The organism is Streptosporangium amethystogenes subsp. fukuiense (assembly GCF_042665875.1).
Classification (GTDB): domain Bacteria; phylum Actinomycetota; class Actinomycetes; order Streptosporangiales; family Streptosporangiaceae; genus Streptosporangium; species Streptosporangium fukuiense.
Genome location: NZ_JBHTEE010000001.1, coordinates 9,526,039 through 9,550,228 on the forward strand (window position 1 = coordinate 9,526,039; position 24,190 = coordinate 9,550,228).

The following is a 24,190-nucleotide window of genomic DNA, read 5'->3' on the forward strand; positions in this document are numbered from 1 at the left end:
CTCAGGCGAGCTCCTCGATGAAGGCCGCCAGCTGCGCGACGTTCCGGCACTCGTACATGGGCACGATCCCCCCGTACGCCGTCGCCACCGAGTCGCCGGTGTCCCACTGGGCGGTCGGCTCCGGGTTGAGCCAGTAGCTGTGCCGGGCCTCCCTGGTCAGCCGCTTCAGCGTCTCCAGCGCGGGCGGCTGGTAGTTGGACCGGGCGTCGCCCAGGATCAGCAGCGACGTCTTCGGCCCGATGGCGTCGCCGTACCGCTCGGCGAACCTCTCCAGCGCATGGCCGTAGTTGGTCCGGCCGAAACGCACCATGTCGGCCTCCCGCACCAGCCGGGTCATCGCCTCCGCCACGTCGGCACCGGGCACGAAGAACCGGGTGATCTCGTCCACGGTGTCCACGAACCCGAACGCGCGGACCTTGGTGAACTGCTCGCGCAGCGCGTAGGTCAGCAGCAGGGTGAAGTGGGCGAAGGCGGCGACCGAGTCGCTGGTGTCGCAGAGCACGACCAGTTCGGGCTTGTGCGGGCGGCGCGGCCTGTTGAAGGTGGTCAGCGGCACCCCGCCGCTGGACAGCGAGGCCCGTACGGTCCTGCGGAAGTCGAGGCGGCCGCGGTGGCCGAGCCGGTGCTTGACGGTCAGCCTGGCGGCGAGGCGCCGGGCGAGCGGGTGGACCTCCCTGCGGAGCCTGGCCAGGTCGGCCTTGGTGATCCGCAGGAAGTCGAGCTGCTCCAGCGGCGGGCGTACCGAGGATCGGGCGATCCGCTCGATTCCGGAGTCCTCGGCGATCCGGCGGCGCACGTCGCGGGAGACGGCGTCCTCGAAGCGTCTGGTGTTCTCGCCGATCCGCTGCCGGGCGACCTTCTCGGCCAGCCCGCCGCGCTCCTGACCGGCGAGGACCTCGGCGAGCAGGCGCGCCATGAGCGTCTCGGGGGAGAGCGCCCGCATCACCGAGTAGGAGAACCAGTTCTGCCTGCCGGGACTCGCCGCCTGACGGCCGAAGCGCTCCACCATGGCCCGTGCGAACTCGTTAATCCCCTCGGCGCCCAGCAGCAGCCCGGCCAGCCGGTCGCGCAGCTCGGGGAGCTCGGCGGTCTCCAGATCGAGTTCGGTCTCGTGCGAGGGCCGCAGGCCGGTCGTGGAGGCGGGGAACCACAGGTCGAACAGCGTGTCGAAGCCCGGCCGGTGCGAGGGCCGCTTGACCAGCGTCGCGGCGTACGCGGCCCGCAGCGACTCCCGCTCGGTCAGGTCGATCACCTCCAGTGCCCTGGCCGCGTCCAGCCCCTCGGCCAGCGACACCGGCAGTCCCGCCTCGCGTAGCGCGTGCACGAATCCCACGTGCCGGTCGAGCAGGCTCACCTTCCGCCTCCCGCCCCGTGGGCCGGGCGCCCCGTGTCGGTCACAGGGCCGGTCACAGGGCCAGTTCCTTGCGGGCCCGGGTCTGGTCGGAGGCGTGCTTGAGCACGACGCCGAGGGTGGCCCCGATCGCCGCCTCGTCCAGTTCGGTCCTGCCCAGCGCGATCAGGGTGTTGGCCCAGTCGACCGTCTCGGCGATCGAGGGCGCCTTCTTCAGTTCCAGGGTGCGCATGGTGGCCACCGTGCGGGCGAGCTGCTCGGCCAGGGCGGCCGTGATCGTGGGCACCTGGGCCAGCACGATGTCGCGCTCGCGCTCCGGCGTCGGGTACTCCAGGTGCAGGTAGAGGCAGCGCCGCTTCAGCGCCTCGGAGAGCTCGCGGGTCGCGTTGGAGGTCAGCACCACGTACGGCCTGCGCACGGCGGTGATCGTGCCGAGCTCGGGGATGGTGACCTGGTAGTCGGACAGGATCTCCAGCAGCAGCCCCTCCACCTCGACGTCCGCCTTGTCGGTCTCGTCGATCAGCAGGACCGTGGGCGTCCGGGACCGGATCGCCGCGAGCAGTGGCCGCTCCAGCAGGAACTCCTCGGTGAAGATGTCGTCGTGGGTGGCGTCCCAGCTCTCGTCCTGCCCGGCCTGGATGCGCAGCAGCTGCTTCTTGTAGTTCCACTCGTACAGCGCCCTGGCCTCGTCAAGTCCCTCGTAGCACTGCAATCTGACCAGTTCCGCCCCGGTCGCCGCCGCCACGGCCTTGGCGAGCTGGGTCTTGCCCACGCCGGCCGGTCCCTCGGCGAGGAGTGGTTTGCCGAGTGCTCCCGCCAGGAAGACCGAGGTCGCGATGGAGTCGTCGGAGAGGTAGTCGACGGCGCTGAGCCGCTCGCTGGCGTCGGCGGGCGAGGCGAACCACATGTGTGCTCCCAGTACAGGACCGAATGTTGTTCTAGCTTACCCGTTGATCGTCACGGATTTCGAAGCCCTGCCCGATGTGCGCTATCCTTCAAGGGCTTCAAGCGCCGCTAGCTCAGTTGGTTAGAGCAGCTGACTCTTAATCAGCGGGTCCGGGGTTCGAGTCCCTGGCGGCGCACCTGCGGGAAAGCCCGGATCGGCATCGCCGATCCGGGCTTTTCTCTGTGTGAATCCTCGCTGACCCGGGTCAGCGGACCCGGCGGCCGGGGCTGGGCTCGCTCTGGCGGTTCGCCCGGTCCACGGCCGTCACGTGGTAGTTCGCGCCCCGTGCTCCCTCGGGGTCCACCCAGCGCACGTCGCGGCCCGCGGGGATGACCGCGACCAGGTTGCGGGCGTCGGCGAAGTCGCCGGAACCGGCCTGCCGGTCGAACCTGAAGACCGCGAACTGGAACGGGACGTCCCTGCCGGGGGCGACGATGTGCAACTCGGCGCCCCCGGCCACCTTGTGGGCGGCGGCCAGGACCGGGCGGCGCGGTGGCCGGCCGCTCGCGAGGCGCGGCAGCAGCGGGGCGAGGGCCGGGCGGATGTAGTGGTCGGTCACGGCGGTGCTGACGCTGCCCAGCCGGTCCTCCCGTACATCGCCGGAGTTGTACCAGATATCACCGCCGACCTGGGGGTTGTCCAGGTTGAGGGTGAGGTGCCGGGAAAGCTCGTCCGGCTGGAACCACTGGGCGGGCTGCCCGGCGGCACCGGCCTTGTAGGCGGCCTGGCCGATCCAGAGCTGGACGTCGGTGCCCGCCGCCACGCCGGACCACCAGGGGATCAGCTTGGCGTAGTCGGCGTTCGACTGGCCGATGTACCAGTAGATCTGCGGTGCGATGTAGTCCAGCCAGCCCTTCCTGACCCAGCCCCGCGTGTCGGCGTGCAGGTTGTCGTACGACTGGCTGCCGGCGGTGTCCGAGCCGAGGGGGTCGGTGGAGCTGTTCCGCCAGATGCCCGAGGGGCTGATGCCCCAGGCGACCTCCGGCTTGGCCTGCCGGACCCGCTGCTGCATCTCCCGGACGAGCAGGTCCACGTTGTCGCGCCGCCAGGAGGCGAGATCGGGGAAGCCCGCGCCGTAGCGCGCGTAGGCCGCGGCGTCGTCGAAGGCCGTGGTGTTGACCGGGTAGAAGTAGTCGTCGAAGTGCAGGCCGTCGATCTCGTATCCGGTGACCGCGTCCATCATCGCGTCCTGGACGAACGCCCGCACCGCCGGGATGCCCGGGTTGTAGTACAGCTTGCCGCCGTAGGAGACGATCCAGTCCGGGTTCTTGCGGCCCGGGTGTTCGGGGTGCAGCTTGGCCGGGTCCGGCTGCATCGACACGCGGTACGGGTTGAACCAGGCGTGGAAGGCCAGGCCGCGCCGGTGCGTCTCCTCGACCAGGAAGGCCAGCGGGTCGTAGCCCGGGGCCTGCCCCTGAACGCCGGTCAGGTACTCCGACCACGGTTCGTGCGGCGAGGGCCAGAAGGCGTCGGCGGTCGGCCGGATCTGGACGAAGACCGAGTTGAGCCGACGGGCCCGCGCGAGGTCCAGCCAGGCCAGGTACTCGGCCTGCTGCGCCTCGACGGTCAGGCCGGGCTTCGACGGCCAGTTGATGTTGAGCACCGAGGCGATCCACATCCCGCGCATCTGCCGCAGCGGCGGGACGGGACTGTCGGCGGTTTCGGCGGCGAAGGCGGGCATCGAGGTGAGGGCCGACAGGGGGAGAATCGTCGCGGCCGAGGCCAGGGCCAGACCGTTCAGGACGGAACGTCGGGTGGGTGCGCTCATGCGGACCTCCGGGGGCTGAAGAAGAAGGCGCCGAGCGTGACATTGGCAGAAACTTACTTTCAAATCAATGACAATGAAAGAAAACATCGTCGAGCCGCTCGACAGCGTCCGGGCGACTCTGGACGTAAACCGATATAAGCGGTAGGAATAGTATGAAAGATTCCATGACATTCAGGGAGCAGCCATGGCAGCCAAAGTGATCGACGTGGCCACCTACGTCCAGGAATGGCAGGACTGGCACCACCGGCACGAGGCGGTGCTGGCCGATCCCCACGGGTTCCTCGCCGTCACGAACCTGCACTGGCTGACCTCCGAACCGCAGCGCCTGCCGGACGCCCCGGGGGAGTGGTCGACCGGCGGCGAGGGCGTCGTGGTGACCCTCGGCGACGCGGAGGAACTGGTCGTGGACGGCACGCCGGTGCGTGGCCGGTACGTGTTCGGCCCCATCCCCGAACGCGGCGCGATCAATGCCACCTGGGGTGACGCGGTGATCGAGGTGGCCAGGCGAGGCGGGCATGACATCGTCAGGCCGAGACACCCGGACCACCCGCTGCGGGTCGCGTTCGCCGGCACCCCGGTGTTCCCGCCGGACCCGCGATGGCTGGTCACCGGCCGCTACCTGCCGTTCGACGAGCCCCGGCCGACGGACGTCGGGGCCGCGGTGGAAGGGCTGCGGCACGTCTACGACGCGCCAGGGCGGGTCGAGTTCGAGCTCGACGGGCGGACGCTGAGCCTGACGGCGTTCAACGGCCACGCGCCGGGCAGCCTGATCGCCCTGTTCACCGACGCGACCTCCGGTGTGACCACCTACGCCGCGAACCGCGTCCTGCAACTGGGGGTGCCCGACGCCGACAACCAGGTGACCGTGGACTTCAACCGGGCCACGAACCTGCCGTGCGCCTACACCGACTTCGCCACCTGCCCGCTGCCGCCGGCGGAGAACCGGCTGCCGGTCGCGATCGAGGCGGGCGAGAAGATCCCCTACGAGCGCGGCTGACGTCCGGACGGGCGCGCCCGTGCCCCCGTCACGGCCGTAGGTCCGCCGGGTGGCGGGCGCGCCAGGCGGTGTAGTGCGGCTGGCTTTCGAGGGATTCGCGGTGGGCCTCGGTGGCGAGGCGCGTCAGCTCCTCGGCCCGGTGGGCGAGGGCGCCGTCGCGGCGCCAGGCCGCCAGGTGCCTGATCCACAGTGGTGATCCGGCGATCGGGCGGACCACCAGCCCCTGCCCCGAGGGGAAACTGGCCTGGCAGGGCGAGATCGCGTGCTTCTCGGCGATGAGATTACGGATCATCATCGGCTCGATCATGATGTACGGCATCTTCGGGACGAAGCCCTCGTTCTGGCAGGTGGTCACGAAACACTCCGGCCACCCGGCGCCGTCCGGTGGCGAGAGCACCCAGTCGTCGTCCGCCAGCTCCGCCAGCGGCACCTCCTCCAGCACCGCGAGGGGATGGGCCTCGGCCATCGCCACGAAGACGGGTTCCACGGCGATGGGACGCACGCCCACCGAGGGCGGGATGACCAGCTCGTGGCCGGGGTAGTCGATGAGGGTCGCGGCGTCCAGCCGCCGGGAGGCCAGCAGATCCAGCAGCAGGCGGGGCGAGTGCTCGGTGTGCACGGTGATCGAGGCTCCCGGGACCTCGAACAGCCGCCGCAGCAGGCCGCTGAACAGGGGGTTGGCGTAGCCGCCGATGCGGGCGACGCTCGTCTGGCCGCTGGGCGGCAGGGCGCCTGTCATCAGCTCGTCCACGGTGTGCAGCGCGGACCTGGCCCGGGTGAGCACGAACTGGCCGAACGGGGTCGGTGTCACGCCCAACCGGCTGCGCCGGAAGACCTGGCCGCCGAGCGTGGACTCGATCCGGTGCAGCTGGGCGGTCAGGGCGGGCTGGGAGACGCCCAGGGAGGCCGCCGCCTTGCTGAGACTCCCCGCGCCGGCGATGGTGCATAACGCTCGAAGGTGCCGTAGCTCCAGCTGCATGGGCCAAATATAGTGCGGCATAACGCTGGATTTATATGTCTCTGGGATAAGACGAGGCTCCTCGGTTTGGCGCACAGTTAACGGTGATCCCGACTTTCGAAGGAACCCCTATGCCAGTGACCTACCGTCGTTCCGACCTCGTCTTCACCGATCACACGATCACCGTCCCGCTTGACCACTCCAGCCCGGACGGTGCGACGATCGAGGTGTTCGCGCGGGAGGTGGTCGCGGCGGGGCGGCAGGGGGACGGCCTGCCGTGGCTGCTGTACCTGGAGGGCGGACCCGGCCACAGCGCCCCCCGCTCGCCGGCCGGGTGGTTGCACCGGGCCACCCGGGAGTACCGGGTGCTGCTGCTGGACCAGCGCGGCACCGGGCGCAGCACTCCCGCCAACCGGCAGACCCTGGCCGGCCTCGACGACCCCGCCGCCTACCTGCGCCATTTCCGGGCCGACTCGATCGTCAGGGACGCCGAACTGCTCCGCGCGCACCTTGCGGGGGACCGGCCGTGGAGCCTGCTGGGGCAGAGTTTCGGCGGGTTCTGCGCGCTGACCTACCTGTCGCTGGCCCCCGAGGGGCTGCGCGAAGTCATGATCGCGGGTGGGCTGCCGCCGCTGACCGGCCGGCCCGAGGACGTGTACCGGGCGGCCTACCCCCGCGTCCTGGCGCACAACGAGCGGTTCTTCGCCCGCTATCCCGGTGACCTGGCGATCGCCCGTCAGGTGGTCGACCACCTGCACCGGCAGGAGGTGTTCCTGCCCGGCGGGGAGCGGCTGACCCCGCGGCGCTTCCAGACCCTCGGGATCACGTTCGGCACGGAGGGCAGGTTCGACACGCTGCACCATCTGCTGGAGGAGGCGTTCGCCGGTGAGAAGGAGCTGTCCGACGTCTTCCTGCGCCGGGTGGACGCGATGGTCTCCTACGCCGAGCACCCGCTGTACGCGGTGCTGCACGAGGCGTCCTACTGCCAGGGCGAAGCCTCCGGCTGGGCCGCGCACCGGGCGCTGGGCGAGTTCCCCGAGTTCGATGTGGAGCAGGGCGGGCCCGTCCGGTTCTTCGGCGAGATGATCTTCCCGTGGTTCTTCGACGAGGACCCGGCGCTGGTCCCGTTGCGGGCCTGTGCCGAGGCACTGGCCGCCTGCGAGTCCTGGCCGCGCCTCTACGACCTGGACCGGCTGAGCGGCAACACCGTCCCGGTGGCGGCGGTGATCTACCACGACGACCTGTACGTGGACCGCGACAGCTCCCTCCGCACGGCGGGCGCGGTGCGCGACCTGTCCTCCTGGATCACCAACGAGTACGCCCACGACGGGTTGAGCGCCTCGGGCGGGGCCGTGCTGGACCGGCTCGTCACGATGGCCCGCCGGTGAGCCCATCACTCCATCTCAACTGCCCATAACCCGTCGGTTATGGGCGGCCTTGACCTGCGACTCCCCAGCGGACGCGAACGGGGCGGCAAGCTCGACACTCTCGCGTGATCACCCCGTTATCCGACACCGGTGACAATCTGCGACATTCCCCAAGCAAGGAGAACCCGTGCGCAGATCGTCCGTGGTGGTCGCCACGCTCATGGTCATGGCGTGTCTGTCGACCGGCCCGGCTCACGCCGAGGATCCAGGTCGGACGCGAAAGGTCGAGGTCTTCGGCGAGAACGCCCCCCAGGGCTACACCGAGGTTCCGGTGGAGAGCGGCAAGGCGAGGGGCCTGGCCACGCCGTCCGCCACGGTGACGCCGATCGAGGTCAACGGCCCCAGCGACAAACGCATCGACCTGGTCTATCTCGGCGACGGTTTCACCGAGGCCGAGCAGGCCGCCTACACCGCCCAGGTGGCCAACAGCTGGAACATCCTGGTTCAGCGCGAGCCGTTCAAGAGCTACCGCAAGCTGTTCAACGTCTGGCAGGTGAACGTCGTCTCAGGCGAGTCCGGCGTCGACAACGACCCGGTCAAGGGGGTGCGGAAGGACACCGCGCTGGGCGGTGAGTACTGGTGTGAGGACCTGGAGCGCCTGGTCTGCGTGGACGTTCCCACCGCCGAGTCCTACGCCGCGCTGGCCCCCGCCTTCGACCAGATCGCCGTCGTGATCAACAGCCCCACCTACGGCGGTGCCGGCTACATCGAGGAGAACCTGGTCACCTTCTCCGGCGGGCACAGGAGTGGCCCGGAGATCCTGCCGCACGAGTTCGGCCACTCCATCGGCGACCTGGCCGACGAGTACCCCTACTGGGCCTACCCGGACGACGGCAGCACCTACACCGACGACGAGCCGGTCGAGAAGAACGTCTCGATCTACAACGCCGGGCAGCAGACCGCCCAGCGGACGAAGTGGTGGTACTGGCTGGGCGCCCAGACCCCCGACGGCGGCGTGATCGACACCTTCGAGGGCGGCGCCTACTACAACCTCGGCATCTACCGGCCCAGCGACAACTCGCTGATGCGCACCCTGTACCGGGAGTTCAACCTGGTCGGCCGCGAGGAGATGGTCCGCACCTTCGTCGGCACGACCGGCCTGATCGACGACTCCACCCCGAGCGGCAAGGTCAAGCCGGACAGCACCCTGACGGTCACCCCGGTGGGTCTGCCGACCGTGTCCACCCGCTGGTTCATCAACGGCCACGAGATCACCGAGTGGGCGGGCAGGACCTCGGCGGTGGCCCTGACCAAGAAGCCCAAGGGCCACGGGAAGCCCGAGGCGCCGTGGTGCGGGCGCAAGGACCTGAAGGCCAAGAAGGGCGACTGCGCCTACTCGGTGCAGGTCGGTGACTCCACCGACTTCGTGCGGAACTCCGCCTACAAGGCGGACGTCCTCACCCAGTCGATCACCTGGACGGTCGACAAGCACTGAACCAGGCGGTCCTGCCGCGCCCCGAGCGGGGCGCGGCAGGACCGCGATCGCCGAAAGTCGCTGCACGGGAGCGGGCGTCTCTCGGCGATCTAGTGCGTTCAGGGCCGGATCGTCATCCGGTCTTGGCGAGAATCGCCTTGGTCATCGCGTCGAGACCGACCAGGTTGAACTGCCTTCCGAGGGTACGCATGATCGAGTTCTCCGACGGGCGGTAGATGCCGTACGCGTAGTCGGCGGCCCCCTGGTAGGCGCCGATCACGCCACCGTCGGGAGTGGCCTGGCCCAGGTACCGGTACCACTTGCGCCTGCCCGAGGTGAGCTGCGCGGCGGTGTACTTCGACGCGTTCGCCGCCGACGGCTCGCCGCCGGTGTAGGTGCTGTTGACGGTGGAGTACTCGTCCGCGAGATTACCCATCGAATGTCCGAGCTCGTGGATCGCGACCTGGCCGGAACTCGCGTTGCCTCCCGAGGCCGTGGCGACGCCGCCGCCCGCGCCGTACCCCGCACCGCCGTACTTGGTGCTGTTGGCCAGCGCCACCACCTGGTCGGAGCCGGGGGCCAGCGCGGCGTAGGACTTGGCGGTCGTGGTGTTCACGCAGAGCAGGCGCTCGATTCCCGAGCACCAGAACCCCATTCCGAGCGCGGTGTTCCTGCTGATGCCCTGGGTGGGATCGTTGTCGACGCCCGACTGGGTGGAGACGACGTTGACCATCCAGACGTTGAAGGAGTTCTTGTACGTTTTGAACGGTTCGACGGTGGTCATCTCGGCCCACTTGCTCGCGGCGTGGGACTGGAAGGTGGAGATCTCGGAGGAGGTGTAGCCGTCGCCCACGAAGACCAGGTCGAAGCGCTGGGAGGAGGCTCCGGTCTGCTGCAGGGCGGTGACCGTGGCGGCGACCGCGGCGCGTGCGGTGGCGGGCGCCTCCCGCTTCGGGATCTCGACCTGTCGGATCGTGCCGTCGGGGGAGAAGACCTCCACCCACTCGGTGGATCCCGGCGGTGACGGTTCGGCGGCGGCGGACGTCGGTACGGCGAGGAAGGCGATGAGGGCCGGTACGAGCAGCGCCAGGCGGACGGGACGGGGCACGGCGTCTCCTTGGGGGTGAGCGCAGTGGATCTAGTGCCCACATCGTGTGTTATCGCCATACGCCCAGATAATCCCCTTTCGACATAACCCACCCGTTATGGCGGTGAATCCTGAGCCCTCGCCCCTCCGCGTCAGGCCCAGGCGGGGCAGACTCCACCGGAACGATCACCGTCCAGGCCCGGCCGGGGCGGAAAGCAGGCGTAGAGTAGGAAGTACCGAGGACATTTCGTGCGTTGACATTCAGGTCGACGTCGCCCAAGGCGATAGGCGACTTCGGTCCCTCACGGACCGAGACGGGCCGGGCGATCATGACGCCAGAGCTTCTTTCCCACAGCACACCGCTCACCGACACCACTCCTGAGGCACGCCTCAGCCTGGATCCCGCCCTCGGCCGCAGGGGCGCCGTGGACGGGGCCTGGTGGCCGTACTCACAGGACGCGGCGGTGGAACTGCCGGACCTCATCGCCGCCGTCGACCGGCGGCTGGACCGGCCCGTCAGGCGGGTGGGTCTGCCCCTGGGGTCCTGGGACGACATCCCGCACCGTGTCGTGGCCCCCGGCCGCCAGGTCAAGGTGGGCTGGTTCCGCAACATGGACCCGCACGTGGTCACCCTGATCTGCGAGGCCATGGAACCCGTCAACCTGCTGGTCATTCCACCCGGCACCGAGAGCGACACGGCCGCGCACGCGCTCATTCTGGCCACCAGGTGCGCGGGCGCCACCCGCCCGGCCGACATCCTCACCGCCGCGGCCTCCTCGGACGCCGGCTCGATCGCCAGGGATGACAGCCAGGCCGTCTGGGAGGGCGAGGGCGGACAGATCGCCGGCTGCGCGCCGGCCGTCGGTCACCAGGGCTCAGCCCCTCTCCGAGAGGAGACATCATGACCGTCCTGCAAACTCAGACCTCTCACGGAGCGGGTCCCCAGGTCGCCGGCCCCGCCGCCACCGTCATTCATCTGCACGGCGAGGTCGACGTCTTCACCAGCGCGGCACTGCGCGAGCGACTGCTCCGCGCGTTGCGGCGCGGAGCGAACCCGCTCATCCTCGACCTGTCCGGGGTGTCGTTCTTCGACACCTCGGGGCTGGCCGTACTGGTCGGCATCCAGCGCCGCGCCAGATCACTCGGAGTCACCTTCGAGCTGTCCGCGCCTCGCCACCAGACGGCGGCCCTGCTCCGGATCACCGGCCTGGACCGCACCTTCACCATTCGCTGAGCGTCAGTGGAGCGGATTCCCCGTCACCAGAGCGCGATGGAGCGGGTCAGGATCTTGGTGAGGTCGTCCTCGGTGACCGGCCGGGGAGCGGTGCCGAGCAGGCGCTGCTGCCTCATCGCGCCCTCGGCGAGCGCGGGGACGTCCGCCTCGGTGTAGCCGACGCCGCCGATCCCGTCGGGGAGGCCGATGTCGCGCATCAGCCTGGTCAGCACGCCGGGCAGGTACTCGGAGAGGTCGTCGGGCCTGGCGGCGGACGGGTCGAGCAACTCGGCCGCGCGCAGGTGCCGCTCCGGCAGCGCCTCGAAGGTGAACCTGAACGCCTCGGGAGCGGTCAGCGCGACGGCCATGCCGTGCGGCACCATCGGCTCGCCCGCCGGGTAGCCCTCGGGATGGAAGTCCCTGACCCGCCCGGCGATCGGGTAGGCGTTGGCGTGCGGGATGTGCACGCCCGCGTTGCCGAACCCCAGCCCGGCGAACGTCGCCGCCAGCGCCATCCGCCCCCTGGCCTCCGCGTCGTCCCCGTCGCGCACGGCGGTGCGGAAGGACCGCGCGAGCAGCGCGATGGCCCGCTCGGACCACATGTCGGCCACCGGGTTCGAGCCGCAGTAGGGCACCCGCTCCTCGGGGCGCCTGCGCTCGTAGGAGGTGTACGGCCGGGCGGTGTAGCTCTCCAGGGCGTGGCAGAGGATGTCCATCCCGGCGGCCGCGGTGACCCCGGCGGGCTGGCTCATCGCCAGGTCGGGGTCGACGACGGCGAGCACCGGGCGGAGCCGGGCATGGCTGATCCCGGTCTTCACCTTCAGGTCGAGCACGTCGAGCACGCAGATCGTGGTGCTCTCCGAACCGGTGCCCGTGGTCGTGGGCACCGCGACCAGCGGCTTGAGCGGCCGGGACGGGGCCAGGCCGCCGCCCACCGGCGCGTTGACGTAGTCCATCAGCTCACCCGGGTTGGTGGTGAGCAGGTTGACCGCCTTGGCGGTGTCGATGCTGGAGCCGCCCCCGATGGCGACGAAGGCGTCCCACGGCCCACCGGCGCGGGCGTGCTCGACCGCCGCCAGCAGGCTCTCGTCCGTCGGCTCGACGCGTACGCCCTCGTACACGCTCGCCTGGATGCCGAACCCGGAGAGCTGCTCGGCGATCCGTCGCGGCGCGCCGGTCGCGGCCACCCCGGGGTCGGTGATGACGAGGACGTGCCGGGCGCCGTACTGCCCGAGATCGAAGCCGATCTCGGCCGAGGCACCGGAGCCGAACTTCAGGGCGGGGGCGCCGTAGGTGAAGACGGACTCGGGGTTGCTCGGAGTGCTGAACACGCCCGGCTCCTCTCTCGATGATCTTACCGGTGGCACGGGGAGCCGTACGCGGTACTCCGTGACACTTGATGCCCATTTACCCGCTTGCCGACCCCGGATCTCGCCGATCTTCCCGGCAGGGTCAGAACGGTGCCGGAACGGGCGTCAGCGTGATGTTGACCTGGTAGTCGGAGGTGTCGGTCCTGCCGGCGTTCGGCCGCAGGGTGTAGCGGCTCTCCTGGGTCAGCGGGTTGAGGCGGAAGGACTGGAGGAAGACGTCGTCATCGGCGAATATGACGTCGTTGTCCCGGATGTTGATGGTCGCCAGGCCGCCATTGGCGAGGAAGATGGGCTTGCTCGGGGTGATGAGCTTCCAGGACTGGTCGTCGCTGCCCGGCGGGCACGGGGCGTTCTCGAAGGTGTAGCAGTAGCCCGAGGTGACCGGATGGACCCCATTGCTGGGCGGCCAGACCCGGTAGGTCGTGGTCGTGAGCGGTATCAGCCCGGGACCGGAGATCTTGACGAAGATCTCGTCACCGCCGTTCCCCAGCGTCCGCCACGGGACGATCGTGTTCAGGGTGATCCGGACGTACGGGGCCGCGTCCGAGGCCGAGGCGGAGGTGGCGGGGGCGAGGAGCGGAACCACGAGAGCCGCCCCCGCGACGGCCCTGAGCAGGCTTTTCAGCAGGTTCATGCGGCCATCGTGACCCCGGCCACTTGGGTACCTCTTAAAACCGACTTCGAAGGTCGCCGGCACGTCCCGGGTCGACATCCCAAGTAGCGATATATGCCCTTTTCGCAAGAGAAATGCATGCAAACGGCAAGCCGTCCTCACTAGCATCGCCGCCATGATGAAAAGAACGATCGCGGTGACCGCTGTCGCCGGAGCCGCCGTGCTGGCGGCCCAGCTTCCCGCGTCCGCGAGCTCCTCCACCGCGCTGCTCCGGCTGCGCGGCGGTCTGACGCTGGAGATCCCGAACTCCTGGCGGGTGTACGGGACCGCGGACCAGGTCCGGGTGGTGACCGGTGCCTGCGCGCGGCCCAACGGCGGCTACTTCCAGCCCAAATGCGACAGCTTCTGGATCATGGGGCCGAAGGCCCTCAAGACCGGCGCCGAGGGCTTCGGGCGCTACAACCCCGACCAGGGGCCGTTCTACCCGGCATCCGACGTGGTGCCCTGCGCGACCAACCCCAGGTACGGCCAGGTCCTCGGCAAGGCGATCGCGGTCGGCTACCGCAACATCGGGGTGGCGCACAAGGCGCACTACCGGGTGTGGCCCGGCCGGTGCGTGACGTACACCGGCGGCGAGCAGAAGTCGACGTTCAACCAGCGCGAGTGGTACCTGCCCAAGTCGAAGATCCTGATCGTCGACCAGTGGGCCACCCCCGGCCTGGCCACCATCCTGAAGAACGCGGCCTGGGACAACTGACCGTCAGACCCGCCACCTGGAACCGGACCGGCCTGCCCGCCCCTCGATCGCGGGCAGGCCGACCAGCCGCGACTCCCGCCCGCCGTCGCCATCGGGCCCTGATACGGGTACGGCGGGCGTGCTCGCGGCGGACCATCGTGCTGGTACGGGCCAGGTGGCGGTCACCCGGCGTCAGGTGAAGATCATCGGTTGTGCTCGCCGAAACCGTGCAGCAGGGTGTCGACCAGGCGGGTGGCCAGGGCGTCGGCGTCCTGCCCCTCGTCCGGTCCCGTCGCCGCCTCGTGGATCAGGGCGTAGTAGACGCGGCGGGTCCAGTCGAGGTCGGCGTCCGCGCGGAGCAGGCCCGCGTCGCGTGCTCTGCGGAACATCTCGTCGCACCGCTCCCGGGCCACGGCGTACACGCGGGCGACCTCGGTGGCCTCGGCGATCTGCTCCATGCTCGCGGCCGGATTCCGGCTGAGGACGCGTTCGGCCGCCTCCAGGATCGTCCGCACGGTCCGTTCCGTGTCCGAGCGCAGCTTGTTCACCCCGTAAGGCTCCTTAAATGTCCCCCTTTGAGGATTACTTGCAACACATATGTTGCATGTCGCACCTTCACTGCATCACAAGTGTTGCGAGTGGATGGGAAGGCTCTGTCATGGATCTGGGACTGAACGGCAAGTCCGCGGTGGTGACCGGTGCCGGCAGGGGGATCGGCCTGGCGATCGTGCGGACGCTGACGGCGTTCGGAAAGGCGCTGAACGACGAGTTCGGGCCGAAGGGCGTGCGGGTCAACACGGTCTCGCCCGGACCGGTGCGGACCTCGCTGTGGGAGGGCCCGGCGAGTTACGGCGCGGAGCTCGCCAAAGCGATAGGGGTGCCGCACGAGGACCTGCTCCGGCTGCTGCCCGCGCGGATGGGCATGACGACCGGCCGGTTCGCCGAGCCCGCCGAGGTGGCCACACTGGTCGCCTACCTGGCCTCACCGCTCGCGGCCAGTATCGCGGGAGCCGACTACCTGATCGACGGTGGCGCGATCAAAACGGCCTGACCGGTCACCCGGACCTCACCTGGCTTCGAAAAAGTGCGATCTACCAGTAATAACGTTTCGCGGGCAGGCTCGGTCGCATGACGATAATCAACCGGCTGAACTACCGGCCGTTTCCCGAGGACCCGCACAACGACAAAATCTCCGCGGAATCGGCCACGACGATGACCTGACAGCGGCGCCGCTTGGCGAGCCAGGCCAGGTACACCCGGACCCGGGAGGGCGTAGGTGCGGCGGGTGTCGGCCGACAGCGGCACCTCCTCACCGGAGTGTACTTCTGAGAACCGGTCATTCTCAGAAGCCGCCCGAACGGGATCGCTGCCATTTCACCGCCGCGAGGCGCGATACCCGCTGGGGGCGGAGATAGAGCGATGAAGATGGCCGAATGCGGTCGCTGTGACCGTATTGATCCGAAATGCGATCGCGGTCAGTGTGAGTGGACTTCAGCTCACGGAGGTGGCTATGGCGGCTCAGGATGCCCTGCTCAAGGTGTACGGCGATCGGACGTACGCGCATGTGGCGATGGTCCGGCACCAGGGTGTCACGGTGGCGTTCGCGATGGACTCGGCGCGACGGATCGTCTACAACGTCCTGGATCTGGGCAAACAGGATGCCACCAAGGGCGTGCTCGACTCCGCGTACTGGGCCGACAACCCAGTCGAACTGCCGTTCCCGACAGAGATCACCGAGGTCGGCTACAGCATCGCGGGCGCGACGGCGATGCCGACGGTCAAGCGGGGCGGCCGGATAGAGGCCAAGGCGAGCGAGCAGCTCGACCCCGACGAGACCAACAGGTTCCTCTCCACGACCGCGCGGCTCTCGGCGGCGGCCCCGTTCCAGGTGATCTCGGACGGCACCTACGTGGTGGTGCTGCGGCAGTCGATCCCCGACGGCCACGCCGACGCGGTCCACAAGCTGACCGGCGGCGGCTGCTCCGGCGACCCTGCCGCGGCCGGCTACCTGCTCAGCGGCGGCAAGAAGGTGCCGCTCGTCCGTGACACGCTCTTATGCGACCGCTTCCTGCTGGTGGAGGGGAAGCTCAAGCCGGTGCTGGAGGTGCGCTTCCGGCGCAGCCGCCACGCCTCCCGCCCTGACTCGGCCAAGGACACGCTGGGCACCGAGGACATGGAGAGCCGGCCGTTCTACGAGCCGACCAGGGAGCTCTCCTTCATCCGCAACCTGAGCGGCGGGCGCTTCACGGCGGTGCTGGTACCGACCGCGATCAGCGGCAGGTGGCGCTGGCAGATCTTCGCGTACAACAGCGTCACCGACCGCGTCGACGGCTTCAACATCGAGCAGGACGCCGACGGCGGCTTCAACACCCAGGGCACGCGTCACTACACCAGCCCCGACCCCAGGTACCGTGACTCCGTCTTCGAGCGCGCCCCTGGCAAATGCCCCTTCACCGGCCTGGACCTGGTGCCGGTGCCGGGCGTCGCGGGGCACGCGGAGACCGCGCTGCTGCTGGACGGCACGGCCGGGCACGTGGACCTGGGCACCTCTGGAGCGCTCCAGTTCGGCCCCGGGGCGTACACGATCGAGGCGTGGATCAAACCGGCGGCCCTCGGCGGGACCGTCCTGGCCAAGGGCGCGGCCTGCCGGTTCGGGGTGAACGCGAACGGCACGGTCTTCCTCGCCCACAACGGCGGGGCCTGGTCGGTGACCTCGCTCGAGCCGATCTCGCTGAACGAGTACACCCACGTGGCCGGGGTCTACGACGGGAGCAAGGCGACCGTCTTCATCAACGGCAGGGCGAGCCAGAGCGCGAGCCTGCAGTACCAGGCGGGCCAGGCCGCACCGGTCCTGATCGGCGCGGCCAACGACACGGGGCAGCCGGCCAAGTTCTTCAACGGCGAGATCGACGAGGTACGGCTCTGGGACCGCGCCCGCACGACCGAGGAACTCAATCGGGAACTGGGCCACCGCCTGATCGGCAACGAGCCGGGGCTGCTCTCGTACTACCGCTTCGACGAGGGATCGGGCACGACCGCCTACGACCAGAGCGACCGCGCCGTCAACGGCACGCTCCGCGGCGGGGTGCGGTGGGTCGGCTCGCAGGCCCCGGTGGGCGATCACCCCGGCGTGCGCCGTGACAGCTTCTCCGTCAAGGACCGGAGCGTGGTCTCCGGACTCTCCTCCGTCATCTACCACCAGCAGCAGTCCACCGCCGTCGGATACAGCACGACCGCCAAACCGGCCAAGCGCCAGGCGCGGGTGCTGCTCGCCTTCGCCACCAAGACCGCCGCCGACTCCGGCGGCCAGGTGGCGGCTGTGGACTTCGGCGTGGGCCGGGACGGGCGGCTGACCCAGGCGCCCGACCTGCTGGACCTGCCGCTGCTGGACCGCCCGAAGCAGAGCCAGGACCTGGACGCGGTCAGCGCGCTGGAGCAGCGGATCAAGTCCCTGGAGACCGAGGTGCGGGACCTGCCCTTGGAGATCGACCGGATCTCCAAGGCCACCGGGAACCTGCCCGCGCTCCAGGCCGACCATGACAGGCAGGCCGCGATCGCCGCCCGCTGGCAGCAGAACCTCGATGGCGACAAGGGCAATTACCTGGCCTGGCTATGGCGGCTGGAGCTGAAGGGGTCTCCCGACCGGCCGGTCATCGCGGTCATGAACGACAGCCCCGATTCGGGGGCGGAGCTGGTGCGAACCTCCGACCGTAACTCGCCCACCGGCCTGTGGAAGTTCGACAGGGTGCCCACGTCGACCAACGACGCCTTCACCTACCGGGCCATCAACGTCTTGTCGGGCAAATTCATCAACGTGGTCGGCCTCTCCCCATTGGACATGGCGAGGCTCAACCAGCAAGGAGACGGCGCGAGGTTCCGCTTGGAGCAGATCGGCGAGTACCACCGGCTCATCAACAGCCACAGCGGGTGCGCCGTCTCCTCGTCGGGCTCCGGCAACACGGTGGTCCAGTCGCGAACGGCCACGACAGATGATTCCGGGCTTGTCAAGATGGTGCCCGTCAAGCATGCGAGCGGCTGGGACACCTACCTGAAGGACGCGCAGACCGCGGTCGTCAACCTCCGCATCGCCATCGACGAGGCGCGCATGGCGCAGAGCAGGCTCGATGGGCTGCGCCGCACCCTGGCCACCAAGACCACCGATCTGGACACGGCGCGCAACCAGCTCGCCCAGATGACCGGCGCGGCCCAGGGGTCGACCGACCTGACGGTGGCCATGCCGCTGCTGGCCCTGGACCGCACCGGGCTGAGCTGCGCCGGAGCCGTGCTGGGCTTCGCCCGATGCGCCGACGCGCCCACCCTGATGGAGAGCGCCACCGGCAACGTGGTGCTCTACTTCCGGGGCGTCAACGACCAGTTCTTCGCCGCCTACCTCGACACCTTCGTGATCCCGTCGACGCAGGAGCTGCCCGTCGGCAGCGGCGCGGTCCTCTTCACGGCCCGTGACGCGGGCATCGACCTGGGCGCGCTCACCATCACGGTGACCGACGGCGACTCGCCCAGCCGATGCGACCTGACCATCTCCGGCGGCCAGGAGGGCGAGACCTGGCGCTCGCTGCCGCGCGACACCGCGCGGCTGACCGCGGTGCTGGCCGGAGCCCCGGGCGAGCCCGTCAGGCTCGGCACGGTGGCCAAGGTGAACGGCACGCAGGTGGAGCTGGCCGAGCCCCTGACGACCGCCGTGCCGAAGGCCTCCCACATCATGATCGGCTCTGACGGTTACAGCGCCGGCGCTGACCACGCGATGGGGGCCAAGAGCCTCACCCTGACCGCCGCCAACCAGACGATCACCGCCGGCGCCCTGGTCACCCTGGCCGGCTACGACTACCAGCGGGCCGTCTGCGCCCGTCCCGGAGTGCCGCTGACGGAGGGTTCGCGCCTGGTCGTCCTCACCGCGGGCACCGTCGCCTCCATCGCGAACGGGACCGCCAAACGCCTGGTCAGCGGGCACGGCGCTCGCTGGCGTGGCGAGATGCCGGGCCGCGCCTACTCCTTCGACGGCCGCCAGCAGCACCTGCGCCTGCCCGCTGCCCAACTGGAGCGCGTGACGGTGACCGGCGACCTGACCATGGAGAGCTGGGTGAACGTCGGGCCGGTGAACGGCAAGGCCAGGATCCTGCAGGCCAACAGCGGCCAATCGCAGTACACGCTGGCACTCGCGGACGCCCCGTTGAAGACCGCCAAGGCGTTCAACGGCGCCGAATCCCACGAGCTGAGCAGGAGCATCGAACTGGCCAACAGGGACTTCACCATCGAACTGTGGGCACGGCTCGAGCCCGGGCAGACCAACACCCAGCCGCTGCTCCTCCACGGCTACCCGATGGGGGCGCAGAACCAGACGCTGCACCTGCAGATCCACGCCAACAACACCTTCGGCTTCAGCCTCTACGGCGACGACCTCAACGTCAATCTGCCCTCCCTGGACCTGGGATGGCACCACTGGACGGTGGTGTACGAGAACGCCACCCGCACCCAGATCCTCTACCTCGACGGCACCGAGGTCGGCCGCCGCATCTCCAACGCCCCCTACACCGGGCGCGGCCCGCTCCTCCTGGGCCACAAGCCCTTCGCCGGCCACTACCTGGCCGGCCAGCTCGACGAGGTACGCGTCTGGAGCCGCATCCGCACCCCCAACGAGATCAGCAGCGAGCGCAACCAGCGGCTCTCGGGCCACGAGCCCGGCCTGCTGGGCTACTGGACCTTCCCCGGCACCTCGGCCAAGGCCTCCCCGATCAAGGGCTACCAGCTGGTAGCCGGGGTCGGCGGCCGCTTCGTCCGCAGCCAGGAGGCCTTCCCCTGCAACGAGTGGACGCACCTGGCCGCCGCCTTCCAGCAGTCCTGGGCCGTCAAGCTGGACGGCGGCGCCTACCTGGAGGTGGCCAAGGACGAGGCGCTGAACGTGACCGAGGACCTCACCCTCGAGGTCTTCCTACAGGCCGATCGGCTCGGCGGCACCATGGGGCTGGTCTCCAAGGGCGAGCTGGGCTTCTCCGGCGGGGTGCCGTACCAGCTCAGTGTGCGGGGCGACGGCAGGCTGGAGTTCGCCTTCGAGGAGCCCGGCGGCCAGGTCGTCCGCTACACCTCCACCATCGGCATCACCCCGAAGGCCTTCCAGCGGGTGGCCGTCGTACGGAAAGGCCGCAAGGTGGAGGTCTCCACCTCCGCCCAGACCCCGCCGGACACCAACCCCGGCAAGGACATCCGCTTCTACATCAACGGGCAGCCGGCCGGCGCCGAGCACTACACCGGCCCCGGAGCCCAGAGCAACAGCAGCAACCTGATCATGGGCAAGGTGGGATCCTCCTCGACCTTCGCCGGTGTGCTGGGCGAGGTACGCATCTGGAACGTGGCCCGCGAGGCGGCTCAGCTCGGCCTGCCGGTCGTCGGGCGCGACAGGGGGCTGCTGGCCCGCTGGCCCTTCGAGGAGAACAGCGGCAACGTCACCCTCGCCGCCGACGGCTCCTACCCGGCGAGCCTGCGCGCCACCCAGTGGGTGCGCGACCCCGATCCGACCGCCAGCCCGTTCCGCCTCTACCGCAACGGCGTGCCGGTCGTCGCCGACCCCATCCCCGACCCGGGCCCTGCCGACTACGGCGACCAGCAGCTCACGCTGGGCGCCCGGCTGCTCGGCGGCGCGGTGGGCGAGCCGTTCAGCGGCATGCTGGAGGAGGTGAGGCTCTGGCGTACGGCACGGAGCGGGGAGCAGATCCTCGACAACCTCTTCACCCGCCTCAAGGGCGAGAAGCAGGAACTCGTAGGCTACTGGCCCTTCGACCGGGACTCCACCTCCCCCACCGCCACCGAGGTGCACGACGAGGGCCTGCGCGGCAACCACCTCGAATTCCCCGCCTCGGCACGCCCGCGCCCGATGCTCTCCAACGCCCCCATCGCCACCGACACCGCCCAGGTGCGCTCCGCGCTGGCCGCCATCCGCACCCCCTTCCACGACATGATCGGCGCCACCCCGGCCGTCGGCGAGTACGCCGACATGCAGCAGACGCTCAAGGGCGAGCCGTTCGGCGTGCTCAAACGCTGCTACAGCTACCTGCGCCAGGGCCGCTGGCACCTGGTGACCGGCTACAAGGTCGGCAACCTCATCTCCGAGTGGGTGGGCCAGGCCCAGTTCGACCCGCAGCTCATCGGCTACATCGAGAGCGCCCCGCCGGTGCCGTCGGAGAACCTGACCGGCGCCGACTCCTTCGCCGGCGCCTCCTCCGTGGAGTTCACCGAGGCCGACCAGGTCACCTACAGCATGTCCTCCAACCGCAACAGCAGCGTCGACACCTCCTTCGGCGTCTCGCTCGGCCAGGACTCCGACCAGAACCTGATGACGATCACCGCGCCGCTCGGCGTCGGGACCGCCATCCCGATCCTGGAGATCGACTACAAGCTCTCGACCACGACGAACCTGGAGTTCTCCAACGCCTGGTCGAGCGATACCAAGCTCTCCCAGGGCCAGAACACCACGCGGGCGGCCAAACTCCGGCTCACCGGCAACCTGGAGGACCCCACCCAGTTGCTCAACTCCGCCGTCGGCCGCCGCTACGTGCCCGCCAACACGGGCTTCGCGCTGGTGCAGTCGGAGACGGCCGACATCTTCGCGCTCCGCCTGGCCCACACCGGCGCGCTGGTCGCCTACCGGATGACGCCCAACCCCGACATCCCCAAGGACTGGAACATCATCACCTTCCCGGTCAACCCCCGCTACACCAAGCAGGGCACCCTGGACGGCGCGGTCGGCTTCGACGACCGCGGCAAGGTCCTCGATCCCGACTATCCCGCCGCCGCAGGCTACGGCCAGCACAGCTTCTTCAAACCCCAGGAGGCGTACGCGCTCAAACGCCGCATCACCCGCGACCAGCAGCGGCTGCGCGCCTACTACGAGGCCGTCTCCGTCCAGACCCATGCCCCCGATCAGACGCAGGCGCAGGCCCAGAAGATCCTGCGGGGCATGGGCGTGACCGCCGACCCCCCCTCGGGCGGCGACCGCAACGCCAACAGCTCGACCCCTGACAAGTTCTCCCACCGCGACCTGGTCAACACCTACGTCTGGACGGCCAAGGGCGGCTTCTTCGCCGAGACCACTCAGGCCACCGACGCCGTCACGCAGACCCACAGCGGCACCTACGCCTTCAAGACGAGCGAGTCGTTCAGCGTCGACTTCACCATCAAGGCACTCGGCGTCGGCCTAGCCGGCAACATCGACGCCTCCGTCGGCGGCAGCACCTCCGTGACCCGCTCCCGGGCCAAGGACGTCAGCCGCACCTTCGGCCTCACCGTCGACTGCGCGCCCTCCGGGGACCTGCAGCGGTACGACAACGGCAAACCCGTCTTCACCGCGCAGGGCAAGCCCGTCCTGGTGCCGGGGAAGGTGGACGCCTACCGCTTTCTCACCTTCTACCTGGGTGAGAGCAGCGCCAACTTCGACGACTTCTTCCACAAGGTCGTCGATCCGATCTGGCTGGCCAACAGCGGCGCCCCCGACGCCGCCGCGCTGCGCCAGGCCCGCCAGACCGCCACCAAACCGCCCTGCTGGCGGGTCATGCACCGGGTCACCTTCGTCAGCCGGGTGCTCCCGCCCGTCCCGCCGCCGGGCGCGCCGCCGGTCGAACGGGCGATGCGGGCCGAGAACATCGCCAGCAACTACGAGCTGATCCAGCGTCTGGCCCCCTACACCCGCACCGCCACGGCGAGCAAGGCGGTACTCGCCACCGCCACCCGGGCCGCGCTCGCCAAGCACCTGCCCGAACTGCTGCCCCACGCCGCCGAGGTCATCGACTACCTGGCCGACTACTACGGCATCCACGACTGACCTACGCCTTCCGGCGACAGATCGCAGAAGCCGCCTTCCCCGAATAACGGCGGCGCCCTTCCGAGGGTCTCCTTGCCGGGTGGCCCCGGTGCATCGCTGCATCGGGGCCACCCGGCAAGGAGGAGGCCGACCAGCAGGGTCCCTGGGCCGATGCTCACCACATCAGGTGAGAACCGACGCCGCTCCGCCAGATCACTTGAGAACTCGCCACTTCGGCTGAGACCTCACAAGACAGGACGGCTGCCAAGACCACCACATCGTCTCCTGCTGAGGCTACTCTGAATCTAGACAGACTAGACAGGGGGACGCCGATGAGCGGATGGCAGGTCCAGGAGGCGAAACAGCGCTTCAGTGAGGTCGTTCGGCGTGCGGTGAGCGAAGGGCCCCAGGTGGTCACCCGGCACGGCGAGGAGGTGGCCGTCGTCATCGACATCGCCGAATACCGCCGCCTCAAAGGTGACGCTCCGGACTTCGGACGGTTCCTGCTCGCCGACCCCGACTGGGACGACGACGTGGAGTTCCCGCGGAACCGGGACCTTCCCCGGGAAGTCGATTTCGACTGATGGGCATCGGCTATCTGCTCGACACGAACGTGGTCTCCGAAGCACGCAAGCGGAACGGCAGCCCTCAGGTCAAGGGCTGGATCGCCGCGGCGCACGGACCCACCCTCTACATCAGCAGCCTGACGGTCGGAGAGATCCGCTGCGGAGTCGAGCTTCGCAGACGCCGGGACCCCGGCCAGGCGACGGTGCTGGAACGCTGGCTGCACGGCCTTCAGCGGCAGTTCGGTGATCGCATCGTCCCCGTCACCGTGGAGGCCGCCGAGGAGTGGGGCCGCCTGAACGCCATCCGCCCACTCCCCACGACGGACGGCCTGATCGCCGCGACGGCCCGGGTGAACGGCTGGACCCTGGTCAGCCGGAACATCAAGGACTTCGCCGGCACGGGAGTGTCCGTCGTCAACCCGTTCGACGTGCTGATCTGAGTCCTGCCGCCCTGGGCGCCGGTGGCGGAGACTACCCCGCCACCTGGAACCAGACCGATCTGCTCGCTCCGTCGCAGTGGGAGCCCCACTCGGCGGCGAGCAGGTCGACCAGCCACAGCCCCCGCCCGCCGTCGTCGTCGGCCTCCGGTACGCGTACGGCGGGCGCGCTCGTGACGGAGCCGTCGTCGGTGACCTGCACGTGGACCATCGTGGTGGTACGGGCCAGGTAGACGGTCAGGCGCCCGTCCGCGGTACGCCCGGAGTCGGAGTGGGCCACCGCGTTGGCGGCCAGCTCGCTCAGCAGGAGCAGCACGTCGTCAAGGAGCGGGACCGCGACGCGTCCGGCCAGCAGGTCCCGCGCCCAGGCCCGCACCTCCGGCACGGATGCCACCCGGCCGGGAAAGACCTGCCGCCACGCGCTGTACGGCCCGTCCGCCCACGACATCGGGGCATGATGCCCGGCTTCCTCCCGTGGCATCGTTGAAGTTCCGTCAC

19 protein-coding genes and 1 tRNA gene are annotated in these 24,190 nt (G+C 69.6%); 11 read left to right on the top strand and 9 right to left on the bottom strand.

The features are described 5' to 3' along the window. Window position 1 precedes the first annotated feature (1 nt). Window positions 2-1,354, bottom strand: coding sequence for a vWA domain-containing protein (locus ACFQVD_RS42215; RefSeq protein ID WP_343975091.1), 1,353 nt, complete (start codon window positions 1,352-1,354; stop codon window positions 2-4). 52 nt (window positions 1,355-1,406) lie between these two features. Continuing rightward, a complete protein-coding gene (locus tag ACFQVD_RS42220; protein WP_343975094.1) occupies window positions 1,407-2,258 on the bottom strand; it encodes an AAA family ATPase in 852 nt (283 codons plus the stop codon). Window positions 2,259-2,359: 101 nt separating this feature from the next. Between ACFQVD_RS42220 and ACFQVD_RS42225 the strand changes: the two genes are divergently transcribed. Next, window positions 2,360-2,433, top strand: a tRNA-Lys gene (locus tag ACFQVD_RS42225). 69 nt (window positions 2,434-2,502) lie between these two features. Here the strand turns inward: ACFQVD_RS42225 and ACFQVD_RS42230 are convergent. Beyond that, window positions 2,503-4,065: a glycoside hydrolase family 10 protein gene (locus ACFQVD_RS42230; protein ID WP_343975097.1), complete on the bottom strand. Its 1,563-nt coding sequence runs from the start codon at window positions 4,063-4,065 to the stop codon at window positions 2,503-2,505. Window positions 4,066-4,249: 184 nt separating this feature from the next. Between ACFQVD_RS42230 and ACFQVD_RS42235 the strand changes: the two genes are divergently transcribed. After that, complete coding sequence (locus ACFQVD_RS42235) at window positions 4,250-5,062, top strand: DUF1684 domain-containing protein (protein ID WP_343975099.1); 813 nt, start codon at window positions 4,250-4,252, stop codon at window positions 5,060-5,062. A gap of 28 nt (window positions 5,063-5,090) precedes the next feature. Here ACFQVD_RS42235 and ACFQVD_RS42240 read toward each other — a convergent pair whose 3' ends face one another. After that, complete coding sequence (locus ACFQVD_RS42240) at window positions 5,091-6,041, bottom strand: LysR family transcriptional regulator (protein ID WP_343975103.1); 951 nt, start codon at window positions 6,039-6,041, stop codon at window positions 5,091-5,093. A gap of 110 nt (window positions 6,042-6,151) precedes the next feature. On the opposite strand from ACFQVD_RS42240, the gene ACFQVD_RS42245 reads away from it, so the two are divergent. Together ACFQVD_RS42245 and ACFQVD_RS42250 are read left to right on the top strand one after the other, a co-directional pair. After that, entirely contained in the window at window positions 6,152-7,408 is a 1,257-nt protein-coding gene (locus ACFQVD_RS42245) for an alpha/beta fold hydrolase (protein ID WP_343975106.1), read from the top strand. A 166-nt stretch (window positions 7,409-7,574) separates the two neighbouring features. Continuing rightward, complete coding sequence (locus ACFQVD_RS42250) at window positions 7,575-8,882, top strand: M64 family metallopeptidase (protein WP_343975109.1); 1,308 nt, start codon at window positions 7,575-7,577, stop codon at window positions 8,880-8,882. A 112-nt stretch (window positions 8,883-8,994) separates the two neighbouring features. Here the strand turns inward: ACFQVD_RS42250 and ACFQVD_RS42255 are convergent, their stop codons facing one another. After that, window positions 8,995-9,969, bottom strand: a complete 975-nt coding sequence (locus tag ACFQVD_RS42255; RefSeq protein WP_343975112.1) for a M64 family metallopeptidase — start codon at window positions 9,967-9,969, stop codon at window positions 8,995-8,997. Window positions 9,970-10,202: 233 nt separating this feature from the next. Between ACFQVD_RS42255 and ACFQVD_RS42260 the strand changes: the two genes are divergently transcribed. Then, window positions 10,203-10,853, top strand: coding sequence for a DUF5994 family protein (locus ACFQVD_RS42260; RefSeq protein ID WP_343975115.1), 651 nt, complete (start codon window positions 10,203-10,205; stop codon window positions 10,851-10,853). Then, window positions 10,850-11,182, top strand: coding sequence for an STAS domain-containing protein (locus tag ACFQVD_RS42265; RefSeq protein ID WP_343975118.1), 333 nt, complete (start codon window positions 10,850-10,852; stop codon window positions 11,180-11,182). The genes ACFQVD_RS42260 and ACFQVD_RS42265 overlap by 4 nt, the downstream gene beginning before the upstream one ends. Window positions 11,183-11,205: 23 nt before the next feature. Here ACFQVD_RS42265 and ACFQVD_RS42270 read toward each other — a convergent pair whose 3' ends face one another. Together ACFQVD_RS42270 and ACFQVD_RS42275 are read right to left on the bottom strand one after the other, a co-directional pair. Further along, window positions 11,206-12,492: a hydroxyacid-oxoacid transhydrogenase gene (locus ACFQVD_RS42270; RefSeq protein ID WP_343975121.1), complete on the bottom strand. Its 1,287-nt coding sequence runs from the start codon at window positions 12,490-12,492 to the stop codon at window positions 11,206-11,208. A gap of 121 nt (window positions 12,493-12,613) precedes the next feature. Further along, window positions 12,614-13,165: a hypothetical protein gene (locus ACFQVD_RS42275; RefSeq protein ID WP_343975124.1), complete on the bottom strand. Its 552-nt coding sequence runs from the start codon at window positions 13,163-13,165 to the stop codon at window positions 12,614-12,616. A gap of 154 nt (window positions 13,166-13,319) precedes the next feature. Here ACFQVD_RS42275 and ACFQVD_RS42280 point away from each other — a divergent pair, with 154 nt between their 5' ends. Then, window positions 13,320-13,901, top strand: a complete 582-nt coding sequence (locus ACFQVD_RS42280) for a hypothetical protein (RefSeq protein ID WP_343975127.1) — start codon at window positions 13,320-13,322, stop codon at window positions 13,899-13,901. A gap of 182 nt (window positions 13,902-14,083) precedes the next feature. Here ACFQVD_RS42280 and ACFQVD_RS42285 read toward each other — a convergent pair whose 3' ends face one another. Then, the gene (locus ACFQVD_RS42285) at window positions 14,084-14,428 is read right to left on the bottom strand and encodes a hypothetical protein (protein ID WP_343975130.1); all 345 of its coding nucleotides are present in this window, start codon (window positions 14,426-14,428) and stop codon (window positions 14,084-14,086) included. A gap of 110 nt (window positions 14,429-14,538) precedes the next feature. Between ACFQVD_RS42285 and ACFQVD_RS42290 the strand changes: the two genes are divergently transcribed. The 4 genes from ACFQVD_RS42290 (at window position 14,539) to ACFQVD_RS42305 (ending at window position 23,695) form a co-directional block, all read left to right on the top strand. After that, the gene (locus ACFQVD_RS42290; RefSeq protein WP_343975133.1) at window positions 14,539-14,931 is read left to right on the top strand and encodes an SDR family oxidoreductase; all 393 of its coding nucleotides are present in this window, start codon (window positions 14,539-14,541) and stop codon (window positions 14,929-14,931) included. Between the two features lie 459 nt (window positions 14,932-15,390). Beyond that, window positions 15,391-22,710 (top strand): LamG-like jellyroll fold domain-containing protein, encoded by a 7,320-nt coding sequence (locus ACFQVD_RS42295; protein ID WP_343975136.1) that lies wholly within the window; start codon window positions 15,391-15,393, stop codon window positions 22,708-22,710. Between the two features lie 311 nt (window positions 22,711-23,021). Beyond that, window positions 23,022-23,273, top strand: a complete 252-nt coding sequence (locus ACFQVD_RS42300) for a type II toxin-antitoxin system Phd/YefM family antitoxin (RefSeq protein ID WP_343975139.1) — start codon at window positions 23,022-23,024, stop codon at window positions 23,271-23,273. Next, window positions 23,273-23,695, top strand: a complete 423-nt coding sequence (locus ACFQVD_RS42305; RefSeq protein WP_343975142.1) for a type II toxin-antitoxin system VapC family toxin — start codon at window positions 23,273-23,275, stop codon at window positions 23,693-23,695. The genes ACFQVD_RS42300 and ACFQVD_RS42305 overlap by 1 nt, the downstream gene beginning before the upstream one ends. Before the next feature lie 31 nt (window positions 23,696-23,726). Here the strand turns inward: ACFQVD_RS42305 and ACFQVD_RS42310 are convergent, their stop codons facing one another. Further along, window positions 23,727-24,140 carry an ATP-binding protein gene (locus ACFQVD_RS42310; RefSeq protein WP_343975145.1) on the bottom strand — a complete coding sequence of 138 codons (414 nt, stop codon included), beginning with the start codon at window positions 24,138-24,140 and terminating at the stop codon, window positions 23,727-23,729. Between the last annotated feature and the right edge of the window lie 50 nt (window positions 24,141-24,190).

Bases quoted from the DNA above. Each gene is read 5' to 3' on its own strand.
- ACFQVD_RS42295 (WP_343975136.1), top strand. From the start codon at position 15,391: ATGGCGGCTCAGGATGCCCTGCTCAAGGTGTACGGCGATCGGACGTAC.
- ACFQVD_RS42265 (WP_343975118.1), top strand. From the start codon at position 10,850: ATGACCGTCCTGCAAACTCAGACCTCTCACGGAGCGGGTCCCCAGGTC.
- ACFQVD_RS42305 (WP_343975142.1), top strand. From the start codon at position 23,273: ATGGGCATCGGCTATCTGCTCGACACGAACGTGGTCTCCGAAGCACGC.
- ACFQVD_RS42235 (WP_343975099.1), top strand. From the start codon at position 4,250: ATGGCAGCCAAAGTGATCGACGTGGCCACCTACGTCCAGGAATGGCAG.
- ACFQVD_RS42220 (WP_343975094.1), bottom strand. From the start codon at position 2,258: ATGTGGTTCGCCTCGCCCGCCGACGCCAGCGAGCGGCTCAGCGCCGTC.
- ACFQVD_RS42310 (WP_343975145.1), bottom strand. From the start codon at position 24,140: ATGTCGTGGGCGGACGGGCCGTACAGCGCGTGGCGGCAGGTCTTTCCC.
- ACFQVD_RS42230 (WP_343975097.1), bottom strand. From the start codon at position 4,065: ATGAGCGCACCCACCCGACGTTCCGTCCTGAACGGTCTGGCCCTGGCC.
- ACFQVD_RS42240 (WP_343975103.1), bottom strand. From the start codon at position 6,041: ATGCAGCTGGAGCTACGGCACCTTCGAGCGTTATGCACCATCGCCGGC.
- ACFQVD_RS42245 (WP_343975106.1), top strand. From the start codon at position 6,152: ATGCCAGTGACCTACCGTCGTTCCGACCTCGTCTTCACCGATCACACG.
- ACFQVD_RS42280 (WP_343975127.1), top strand. From the start codon at position 13,320: ATGATGAAAAGAACGATCGCGGTGACCGCTGTCGCCGGAGCCGCCGTG.
- ACFQVD_RS42290 (WP_343975133.1), top strand. From the start codon at position 14,539: ATGGATCTGGGACTGAACGGCAAGTCCGCGGTGGTGACCGGTGCCGGC.
- ACFQVD_RS42300 (WP_343975139.1), top strand. From the start codon at position 23,022: ATGAGCGGATGGCAGGTCCAGGAGGCGAAACAGCGCTTCAGTGAGGTC.
- ACFQVD_RS42275 (WP_343975124.1), bottom strand. From the start codon at position 13,165: ATGAACCTGCTGAAAAGCCTGCTCAGGGCCGTCGCGGGGGCGGCTCTC.